The sequence below is a fragment of the Kitasatospora sp. NPDC056783 genome, assembly GCF_042789895.1.
Lineage (GTDB): Bacteria > Actinomycetota > Actinomycetes > Streptomycetales > Streptomycetaceae > Kitasatospora.
In genome coordinates this window covers 1-9,886 of sequence record NZ_JBHUAF010000326.1, presented here as the reverse complement: position 1 = coordinate 9,886, position 9,886 = coordinate 1, and the positions used below count along the sequence as shown (strand labels likewise).

Genomic DNA, 9,886 nt, shown 5'->3' with positions numbered 1-9,886 from the left:
ACCGCCAGCGCGCCGTCCACCGCGACCTGAAGCACGGCACCAGCTCCGCCGCCCCCGACGACCTCGCCCAGCTCGCCGACAAGGTCGAGCCGGGCGTCGAGTTCCCGGTCAAGCTCGCCTTCAACCAGGCGGCCCCGAACGTCCAGGTGCCGGGTGACGCGCTCAAGCTGACCGGGGACCAGCTGCTGGGCCTGGTGAGCGGCCTGGCCGACGCGGGTGCCGAGAACGGCGCCGACGCCGAGGACCTGGGCGGCTTCCTGAACGGCGAGCCGCTGACCGACGCCCAGCTCAAGGAGCTCGCCGGGCTCGGCCTCGACGAGGAGATGGCGCGCACCTACAACCACGCCGGCCTGGGCTTCGAGGACATCAAGCGGATCGCCCGGAAGCCCTCCCCCGCCCACGCGTGAGCGTGACCCCCGGGTGGACGTGACCCCCGGGTGACCGTGCCGACCGGTCGACCGCGTCAGCGCGGTCGGCCGGTCGCGGGTTCCCGGTCGCGGGTCGGCGGTCAGGTGCCCGGCGGCCCGCCGGGGCCCGTCCTGGGCGGCCCACCCAGCCGTACGGCTCGCGGACCCCGACTGCTCAGGCGTGGGAGTGCTCAGACCCGGACGTGCTCAGGCGTGGGCGGCCGCGCACTCCGGGTGGCCCCAGGAGCTGCCGACCTTGGTGATCTTGTCGCCCTTGCCGTACGGGCGGCTGCACGGGCAGGTGCCCGGGAAGCGGGCGTTCAGGGTGCGGGAGGTGCCGGTGCGCTTGGCCGTGCCGCCGCCGCTGGTGGCAGCGCCGGTGCCGGCGGCCCGCGGGCTACGCGCCTTCGGGGCCTTCGAGGCGGCGGCCGGGTCGGGGACCGGCAGGTCGGCGGCGGTGCCGGAGGCGTCCTGCTGGGTCCGGGCGGCGTCGCTGGCGGCCTTGTCGGCGATCGCGTTCAGCGGGTCGCCGTCCACCTGGTGGGCCGGCACGTAGACGAAGGTGACGTCCCGGCCCTCCAGCAGGGCGTCGATCGCCTGGATCAGCTCCTGGTTGGCCACCGGCTTGCCGGCCGCCGTCTTCCAGCCGTTGCGCTTCCAGCCCTTCAGCCACTTGGTCACCGAGTCGCGGGTGTAGGTGCTGTCCAGCCGCACCTCCAGCGGCACCGCCGGGTCCGTCGAGGCCAGCAGCTCGCGCAGCGCCGTCAGCTCGCCCACGTTGTTGGTGCTGTGCCCGAGGGCACCCGCCTGCCAGCGCTGGGGCACCCCGGCGGCGTCCGCGACCACGTAGGCCCAGCCCGCCGGACCGGGGTTGCCCTTGGCTGCTCCGTCACACGCTGCAATGACTCGTTCGACCATGCCCCGATCATGCCTGGTCGGACGGCCCGGAGCCAAAGCCGGTCAGCCGCGCAGGAGCGGCAGCAGCAGCGCGGCCGACCAGCTGAAGTTGGTCGCGTTGCGTCCCTCCCCGGTCAGCGGATCGTAGTTCTCCCGCACCGGGCCGTCCCCGGACAGCCCGGCGGCACCGGCCAGCAGCCGCTCCACCGTCCGACGGGCGTCCTGCTCCCAGCCGTACCGGCGCAGTCCTTCGACGGCGAAGTAGGTCTGGTCGAGCCAGGCCAGGCCGCGCCAGTAGCCGGCCGGGTCGAAGGACGGCGAGCTGCGGGCCACCGTCGGGAAGGGCAGCGGCGTGCCGAACTCCGCCGGGTCCAGCAGCAGCCGGCGCACGGTGCGGGCCTGGGCGGCGGTGGCGGTGCCCGACCAGAGCGGGATCGCACCCTCGATGCCGCGGCCGCGGGCGGTGAGCCGGGCGCCGGTGGCCAGGTCGGTGTCGTGGAACCAGCCGGTGGCCTGGTCGTACATGGTGTCGCGCACGGCGGCGTCGATCCGCTCGGCGCGGGCGCGCAGCCGCTCGGCGGTGGGATGGTCGCCCAGTTCGGCGGCGATCAGCGCCAGGTGGCGGTGGTCGGCGGCGAGGTAGGCGTTGAGGTCGACCGAGCGCTGGTCGAGCGACCAGCCGAACAGGGTGCCGGCGGCGTCCCGGTTGGGGACGACGGAGGCGGTGTCGAAGCGCGGGGCGTTGTCCATCCCGGACTCCCAGGCCGCCGCCTCCCGGCAGTCCTCCGGGGTCGCGTTGGCCGGGTCCGCGGTGGCGCCGTACTCGCACAGACCTTCGCCGAGGTGGTCCCGGGTGCGGTACCACCAGTCCTGGTAGGCGGCCAGTTTGGGCAGCAGCTCGCGCAGGAAGGCTCGGTCACCGCTGCGCCGGTAGACCTCCCAGACCGCCCAGGAGGCCAGCGGGGGTTTGGAGTTGCGTTCGTTCCAGTTGCCGCCGCCGGTGCTCGGGTCGTTGTAGAAGACGCAGTCGGGGACCATGCCGGCGTCCGGTGAGCCTGCGGGGAGCTGGTGGTCGAACACCGCCCGGATCTGGTCGGCGGCCAGGCCTGGCGCGAAGGCGGCGGTGCCGACGGCCTGTTTCCAGGTGTCCCAGGCCCAGACCCCGCTGAACCACTTGTAGGAGAGGGTCGGGGTGACGGCGTCGTGCCGGATCCGCCCGGCGGGGCCGCGCCAGTTGGTGACCAAGGTCTGCACGCATTTGACGGCGGTGCGGCGGCGGGCGGCCGGGACGCCCTCGGTGGCCCGGGCCAGGTACCCGGCCCAGCGGGCGGCGCCCCGGGCCGCCGTCCGGTCGGGGGCGCGCAGCGCGGCGTCGGCCTCCCCGGCGGCGCGGGCGTACTCGGCCTCGGTGAAGGTGTAGCTCTCGGTCCAGTCCAGGCTGCGGCTCTCCCCCGGTGCCAGCCGCACCGGTTCGGCGAGTTCGGTGCGGTGGCCGTCGCCGTCGGCGCTCAGGGCGACCCGGACGGGGCGGGCGTGGCGGACCGCGAAGCGCTCGGTGCCGTCGGTGAGGTAGTCCCAGGTCTGCCGGACCTTCGCGAAGCGCACCTCCACGCCGCGTTCGGCGGCGGCCAGTCGGGGTGCCGTGCGCTGCGGGCCGGTGGCGGGGCGCAGCAGCCGGCCCGTCCAGGCGACGGCCAGGGTGCGTGCGGCCGGGCCGGTGTTGGCGAGCCGGGCTCGCAGCAGGGCGGTCCGGTCGCCGGCGAAGCGCAGTTCCAGGGTGAGGGCGAGGCCGGCGCCGAGGTCGTGGGTGAGGCGCAGCAGGCCGGGCAGTGAGGTGGCGCGCGGGGGTGCGCCGGCGGCGAGGTCCAGGGGTTGGCCCTGTTCGGTGAGCTGGAGGCGGCTGAGGCCGTCGCTGAGCCACCAGGGGTACTCCTGGGCGAGGTACAGCGGGCCGGTGAAGCCGCCGGGCTGGTCGCCGGGGCGGGGCAGGGCGTAGGCGTGCCAGGCTCCGAGGTCGGCGAAGACGGTGATCGGGTTGTTGCCGCGGGCGTCGCCGGGGTAGGCCTGGGCGGGGGTGCCGTGCAGGTCGAGGACGTCGGTGTAGCGGTCGTCGGTGTAGCGGTCGTCGGTCGGATCCGCCGTGTCGCCGGGATCGGCCTGGGCGGCGGTCGGGGCGGCGAGGGTGCCGGCCGCGGCGAGGGCGGCGGAGCCGGCCAGGAAGTGGCGGCGGGTCAGCGGGTTCATGCGCGCTCCTGGGCGGCGGGGAGTCGGATGACGGCGGCGCCGAGCGGCGCGAGGGTGAGGGTGTCGCCGGTGGGGGTGCCGGTGAGCAGGTCGGTGCCGGTGAGCGGGTCGGTGCCGGGTGTGCGGAGCGGCACCTGGCGCTCCTCCGGGCCGTGGTTGAGCAGGAAGAGGTAGCCGGTGCCGTCGGCGGCGTGCCGCCGGGTGGCCTCGACGCCCGGCGGCAGGCCCGGCAGTTCGGCGTTCAGCCCGGCTTCGGCGAGCGGCAGGTCGAGCACCGGGCCGACGTCGGCGCCGAGGTGGCAGCTCAGGTACCAGGCGCTGCCGGCGCCGTACCGGTGGCGGGTGACGGCGGGGAGGCCGGTGAGCGGGCCGGAGGTGTAGCGGGCGAGGGTCTCGGCGCCCTCGGTCTCTATCCATTCGCTCCAGTGCTCGGCGCGCAGTTCGGTGCCGCCGGGCTCGGTGCCGTCCGGCTCGGTGCTCTCTGTCTTGGTGCCGTCCAGCCGGACGGCTGTGGTCGTGCCGTCCGGGATCGGCCAGTGTTCGTCCACCACGATCCCGAGCGGTTCGCGCAGCGGCCCGGGGTGCCCGCCGGGGTGGATGTGGTCGTGCCGGTCGGCGATGCCGCTGAACGGGCCGCAGACCAGCCGGCCGCCGCCCCGGACGTAGCGGGTGAGCCGCTCGGCGGTGGCGGTGTCGAGCAGGTAGAGGTTGGGGGCGAACAGCAGCGGGTAGCCGTCGGGTTCGGCGCTGGGCGGAAGGAAGTCGACGGTGATGCCGCGCGCGTGCAGCGCCGCGTACCAGGGGCGGAGCAGGTCGAGCCAGCGCATCCGGCCGGAGGGGTGGTCGTCCAGTTCCAGCGCCCACCAACTGTCCCAGTCGAGCAGCACGGCGGCCTGCCCGCGCAGCCGGCTGCCGGCGATCTCGCCGAGGCGGCGCAGTTCGGCACCGAGGCGGACGGTCTGCCGCCAGCCGCGCGCGGCGGTGCCCCGGTGCGGCAGCATCGCGCTGTGGAACTTCTCGGCGCCGGCCACCGAGGCGCGCCATTGGAAGTGCAGCACGCCGTCGGCGCCCCGGGCCAGCGCCTGGAGCGACCAGAGGCGGTGGAGGTCGGGGGGTTTGGGCACGTTGACCGGACGCCAGCTGACCGCGGAGGGGGCCTGTTCCATCAGCAGCCAGGGGCGGCCCCCCTTGAGCGAGCGCATCAGGTCGTAGTTCATCGCGGCGTTGACGTGGGCGCGCGGGTCGGCCGGGTCGGGATAGGCGTCGTCGGAGACGAGGTCCTCGTGCCGGCTCCACTCCCAGTAGTCGAGGGCCTTGAGCATCGACATGAAGTTGGTGGTCACCGGGACGCCCGGCGAGACCTCGTCGAGGACGGCCTTCTCGGCGCGGTGCAGGGCGAGCAGCGCGTCCGAGCAGAACCGGCGCCAGTCCAGCAGTTGGGTCGGGTTGACCGGGCCGGGCGCGGTGCGCGGCGGCTCGATCTGCTCGAAGGAGTTGTAGTGCTGCGACCAGAAGGCGGTGCCCCAGGAGCGGTTCAACTCATCGACGGTGCCGTGCCGTTCGCGCAGCCAGCGGCGGAAGTCGGCGGCCGAGGCGGGGCAGAAGCACTCCTGGACGTGGTCGCCGTACTCGTTGTGGATGTGCCACAGGGCGAGCGCCGGGTGGTGGCGGTAGCGTTCGGCGAGCGCGCGGGTGAGCCGGACGGCGGCCTCCCGGTAGGCGGGCGAGGAGGGGCAGTAGTGCTGGCGCGAGCCGAACTCCAGCCGGATCCCGTCGGCGGTGACCGGCAGCAGTTCGGGGTGGGCGCGGACCAGCCAGGCGGGCGGCGAGGCGGTGGCGGTGGCCAGGTCGACGGCGACGCCGTGCCGGTGGACCAGGTCGAGCAGCCGGTCCAGCCAGCCGAAGTCCCAGCTGTACGCGTCCGGTTGGAGCCTGGCCCAGGAGAAGACGCCGACGGTGACCAGGTTGACCCCGGCCTCGGCCATCAGCTTCACGTCCTCGGCCCACACCTGCTCGGGCCACTGCTCGGGGTTCCAGTCCCCGCCGTACAGCAGACCGGGCACCCGGGTGAGGCGGTCCATGGTCATCCCTTCAGGGCTCCGCCCAGCAGGCCCGCCACGAACTGCCGCTGGAAGAGCAGGAAGAGCACCATCAGCGGGAGCGTGGCCAGGAAGGAGCCGAGCATCAGGCCGGAGTAGTCGACGTGGGTGAGCCCGGTCAGCGTGTTGAGCGCCACCGGCACGGTGTACTTGTCCTCGGTGTTGAGCATCAGCAGCGGCCAGATGAAGCCGTTCCACTGGCCCATGAAGGTGAAGATCACCAGCGCGCCCAGCTGCGGTCGCACGCACGGCAGGACGACCCGGTAGAAGGTCCGCAGCTCGCCGGAGCCGTCGATCCGGGCCGACTCCAGCAGTTCGTCGGGGAAGTCCAGGAAGCCCTGGCGCATCAGCAGGACGCCGAAGGAGTTGGCCAGGAAGGGCACGATCACGGCCTGGTAGCTGTCGATCCAGCCGAGGCTGGCCATCATCTGGAACAGCGGGACCAGCAGCACCTGGAGCGGGATCATCATGGTCGCCAGCACCAGGCCGAGCAGCAGGCCGCGCCCGCGGAAGCGGTACTTGGCCAGTCCGTAGCCGCACATCGCGGACAGCAGCGAGCTGAGCACGGTGTAGACGACGGCGATCCCGAGGCTGTTGAGCAGGACCCGGCCGAAGCCGATGGTCTCCTGGAGGTGCGCCAGGTTGCGCAGCAGGTCGCCGCCCGGCAGGAACGGCGGTGGGGAGTGGAAGAGTTCGGAACTGCTGTGGGTGCCGGCGATCAGCATCCAGGCGAAGGGCACTAGGCTGACGACGGCCCCGAGGGTGAGCACGGCGAGGACGGCGAGGCGGCCGAGTCGGACGGGCAGCGGGGTGCGGGCGGAGCGGGCGGGCAGCGGGGTGCGCCCGGGGCGGGCGGGCGGGTGTTCCACCGGGGTGCGGCTCATCGGCGGCGTTCCCTCCCGTAGAGCCGGAACTGGAGCAGCGAGACCGCCGCGATGATCAGCACGACCACCCAGGCGATGGCGGCCGCGTAGCCGAAGTCGAGCTGCTGGAAGCCGACCTTGTAGAGGTAGACCACCGGGGTGAGCGTCGCGTCGCCGGGGCCGCCGCGGGTCAGCACGTAGTTCTCGTCGAAGAGTTGCAGGGTGCCGATGGTGGAGGTGATGACGCAGAACAGCACCACCGGGCGCAGTTGCGGCAGGATGACACCGGTGTAGGTGCGCGCGGTGCCGGCGCCGTCGAGGGCGGCGGCCTCGTACTGGTCGCGGCCGATCGCCTGTAGTCCGGCCAGCAGGATGACGGCGTTGTAGCCGGTCCACCGCCAGGTGACCGATGCGATCAGTGAGATGCGGGCCCAGGTGGGCGAGTTGAGCCAGTCGACCGGGTCGAGGCCGAGCGCCTGGAGGAGTTGGTTGACGAGGCCGCCGTCGGTGCGCAGCAGGACCTGGAAGACCACGGCGTAGGCGACCAGGGTGGTGACCGCGGGCAGGAAGTACACCGCGCGCCAGCCGGCCCGCAGGCGCAGCCAGGACTGGTTGAGCAGGACGGCCAGGACCAGCGCGAGTCCGATCATCACGGGCACCTGGACGGCGAGGATCAGTGCGGTGTTGACCAGCGAGTGCAGGAAGGCCGGGTCGTCGAGCATCCGGCGGTACTGGTCCAGGCCGACCCAGACGTCGACGCCGTCGCGGCGGGCGGTGAAGCTCTGGTAGAGGCTGGCGCCGAGCGGGTAGGCGAAGAAGGCGACGAAGAGGGCGGTGGTGGGCCCGGCGAACAGCCAGGCGGCGGTGCGTGGGGAGCGTCGGCGGCGGGCGGGGGCGGGCCGGAGCGGGGCGGCGGGTTCGCGTGCGTCGCGCGGCTTGCGCAGGGCGGCCGGGGGGCTGGTCATCGGGCCCGCCCCTACCCGACCGTCTGGCGGCCGGTCGCGGTGGCGATCTGGCGGGCGGCGGAGCGCAGCACGGTGCCCGGGTCGGCGCCGTTGTGCAGCACCTGGTTGACGGCGGTGGTGACGATGTCGCCGGCCTTGGAGTCGTCGGCGGTGCGCTCGATGCCGGGGATGGCGCGGACGAGCCCGGCGAACAGCCGCATGGTCTGCTGGCCGCCGTAGTATGGGGCGGGCTGCTGGAAGTACGGGTCGTCCAGGGCGGGGAGGTAGGCGGGGAAGAGCCCTTCGTGCCGCATCATCGAGGCCTGGTTGGCCTTGTCGGCGAGCAGGAAGGAGAGGAAGGCCCAGGCCGTCTCCGGGTTGCGGCTCTGCGCGGTGACGCAGAGGGTGGAGCCGCCGCTGTTGGAGGTGCGGGTGCCGCCGGGGGTGAAGGCGGGCAGCGGGACGACGCCGAACTCGCCGCTGAGGTCGGCCATTTCTGCGGTGAGGGTGCCGTCCCACCAGGCGGCGGTGGGGGTGGTGGCGGCCTTGCCGTCGTGGGTGCCGGAGACCAGGCCGTCCCAGCCGCTCTCGAAGTCCACCAGGTCGCGGTCGACGAGTTGCTTCAGCAGGGTGAGGGCGCGTTCGGCGGCGGGGGTGGCGACGGCCACCTTGCCGTCGGTGAACCAGCTCTGGCCCTGTTGTTGGAGCAGCTGGGAGAAGAAGGTGTCCTGTTTGGAGTCCAGGATGAGCAGCTTCTTGCCGGTGGCGGCCTTGAGGGTGGTGCCGGCGGTGAGGTAGTCGTCCCAGGTGGCGAGGCCGGCCGGGTCGATGCCGGCCTGCTCGAAGTGGTCGCGCCGGTAGAACAGGGCGCACGGCCCGCTGTCCCAGGGCAGGCCGAATACCTTTCCTTGATGGTCCGTCACGGTGCGCCAGGAGGCTTCCGCGTACTGGGACTTGAGGTTCGCGGCCCGGCCTGTGAGGTCGACCAGGCCGTTCGGGAAGTTGCCGATGTAGGTGGTCAGTTTGTGGCCCTCGACGGTGAGGATGTCGGGCAGTCCGCTTCCGGCGCCGAGTCCGACGGTGATCTTGTCGTAGGCGTTGTCGTAGCCGATGTCCACCACCTCGACGGTGGCGCCGGGGTGGGCCTGCTCGAAGGCCTTGCCGAGCCGTTGCATGGCCTTGGCGGCGACGTCCCAGGACCAGATGGTGATCTTGCCGGAGGCGGTGGCGCCCGGGTCTCCGGCGAGCTGCTTGGCGTTGCCCGGTCCGGTGCCGCCGGTGGCGCAGCCGGTGGCTCCGGCCATCAGTGACGCGCCGGCCGCGAGGCCGGCGGAGAGGACCCGACGGCGGGACGGGCCCTTGTTCAACTGTAAGTTCTTGCCTGGTAGTTGGGGATTTCGGTGCCGGGTTTCGACGGACATCTTGCCTCCCGACTGGTGAATGCCGAATGCTGTATACAGAACTCAGCATTCACAACCCCGTCAAGGCCTGTGACTGAAATCGCGGAAGGTGCCGCCATGAGCCCACGCGTCCCCCGAACCCACCCGTACATCCCCAACTCCGCTCCTCAGGTCCGGAGTTCGATGCTGGAGGCGGTCGGCGCCCGGAGCGTCGAGGAGTTCTACGCCGACATCCCGGCAGCCCTGCGGCTGGACCGCCCGCTGCGGCTGCCCGAGCCGCTCGGCTCCGAGGCCCGGCTGGTCGCCCACCTGGAGGAACTGCTCTCCCGCAACACCGCCGTGCCGCCGGGCCGCGGCTTCCTCGGCGCCGGCTGCTACCGCCACCACGTGCCCGCCGTGGTGGACGAGATCGTCAACCGCAGCGAGTTCCTCACCGCCTACGCGGGCGAGCCGTACGAGGACCACGGCCGCTTCCAGGCACTGTGGGCGTACAAGTCGATGATGGCCGAGCTGCTGGCCGACGAGGTCGTCAACGTGCCGACGTACGACGGGTTCCAGGCCGCCGCCACGGCCCTGCGGATGGCCGGCCGCGTCACCGGGCGGCGCCGGCTGGTCCTGGTCGGGGCGATCGACCCGGACCGGCTCTCCCGCATCCGGGACTACGTCCGGGGCGTCCACGACCTGGTGACCGCCCCGGCCGACCCCGCCGCCGTCCGGGCCGCGCTCGCCGAGGGCGACGTGGCCGCCGTATACGCCCAACTGACCGACCACAGCGGCCGGGTGGAGGTCGAGCTGCCGCGGTACATCGAACTCGCGCACGCCGCCGGGGCGTTGGCCGTCGTACACGTCAACCCGATGAGCCTCGGCGTGCTCACCCCGCCCGCCGAGCTCGGCGCCGACCTCACCTGCGGCGACCTCCAGCCGCTCGGCATCCACCCGAGCTTCGGCGGCGGCAACGCCGGCTTCATCGGCAGCCGGGACGACGAGCGCCTGGTCGCCGAGTACCCGAGCCGGCTCTTCGGCCTCGTCCCC

The 9,886-nt window shown here is 73.2% G+C and carries 8 protein-coding genes; 2 read left to right on the top strand and 6 right to left on the bottom strand.

Annotated elements, in window-relative coordinates; all coding sequences use genetic code 11:
• Positions 1–407, top strand: a 407-nt coding sequence (locus ACFRMQ_RS31885) for a hypothetical protein (protein ID WP_380734203.1), incomplete at its 5' end; no start/stop codon positions are given.
• Between the two features lie 207 nt (positions 408–614).
• Here the strand turns inward: ACFRMQ_RS31885 and ACFRMQ_RS31880 are convergent.
• From ACFRMQ_RS31880 to ACFRMQ_RS31855, 6 genes are read right to left on the bottom strand one after another with little or no spacing between them, the layout of a single operon-like run.
• A complete protein-coding gene (locus ACFRMQ_RS31880) occupies positions 615–1,325 on the bottom strand; it encodes a ribonuclease H (protein ID WP_380734202.1) in 711 nt (236 codons plus the stop codon).
• A 42-nt stretch (positions 1,326–1,367) separates the two neighbouring features.
• The gene (locus tag ACFRMQ_RS31875; RefSeq protein WP_380734201.1) at positions 1,368–3,548 is read right to left on the bottom strand and encodes a trehalase family glycosidase; all 2,181 of its coding nucleotides are present in this window, start codon (positions 3,546–3,548) and stop codon (positions 1,368–1,370) included.
• Positions 3,545–5,629, bottom strand: a complete 2,085-nt coding sequence (locus ACFRMQ_RS31870) for a beta-galactosidase (RefSeq protein ID WP_380734200.1) — start codon at positions 5,627–5,629, stop codon at positions 3,545–3,547. Before ACFRMQ_RS31870 ends, ACFRMQ_RS31875 begins: the two co-directional genes overlap by 4 nt.
• 2 nt (positions 5,630–5,631) lie before the next feature.
• Positions 5,632–6,531, bottom strand: a complete 900-nt coding sequence (locus tag ACFRMQ_RS31865; RefSeq protein ID WP_380734199.1) for a carbohydrate ABC transporter permease — start codon at positions 6,529–6,531, stop codon at positions 5,632–5,634.
• Positions 6,528–7,475 carry a carbohydrate ABC transporter permease gene (locus ACFRMQ_RS31860; RefSeq protein ID WP_380734198.1) on the bottom strand — a complete coding sequence of 316 codons (948 nt, stop codon included), beginning with the start codon at positions 7,473–7,475 and terminating at the stop codon, positions 6,528–6,530. The genes ACFRMQ_RS31865 and ACFRMQ_RS31860 overlap by 4 nt, the downstream gene beginning before the upstream one ends.
• Before the next feature lie 11 nt (positions 7,476–7,486).
• Positions 7,487–8,821, bottom strand: coding sequence for an ABC transporter substrate-binding protein (locus ACFRMQ_RS31855; RefSeq protein WP_380734197.1), 1,335 nt, complete (start codon positions 8,819–8,821; stop codon positions 7,487–7,489).
• A 150-nt stretch (positions 8,822–8,971) separates the two neighbouring features.
• Here ACFRMQ_RS31855 and ACFRMQ_RS31850 point away from each other — a divergent pair.
• Positions 8,972–9,886: aminomethyl-transferring glycine dehydrogenase (locus ACFRMQ_RS31850; protein WP_380734196.1), on the top strand; the 915-nt coding region annotated here is incomplete at its 3' end.

Bases quoted from the DNA above. Each gene is read 5' to 3' on its own strand.
- ACFRMQ_RS31880 (WP_380734202.1), bottom strand. From the start codon at position 1,325: ATGGTCGAACGAGTCATTGCAGCGTGTGACGGAGCAGCCAAGGGCAAC.
- ACFRMQ_RS31875 (WP_380734201.1), bottom strand. From the start codon at position 3,548: ATGAACCCGCTGACCCGCCGCCACTTCCTGGCCGGCTCCGCCGCCCTC.
- ACFRMQ_RS31870 (WP_380734200.1), bottom strand. From the start codon at position 5,629: ATGGACCGCCTCACCCGGGTGCCCGGTCTGCTGTACGGCGGGGACTGG.
- ACFRMQ_RS31865 (WP_380734199.1), bottom strand. From the start codon at position 6,531: ATGAGCCGCACCCCGGTGGAACACCCGCCCGCCCGCCCCGGGCGCACC.
- ACFRMQ_RS31860 (WP_380734198.1), bottom strand. From the start codon at position 7,475: ATGACCAGCCCCCCGGCCGCCCTGCGCAAGCCGCGCGACGCACGCGAA.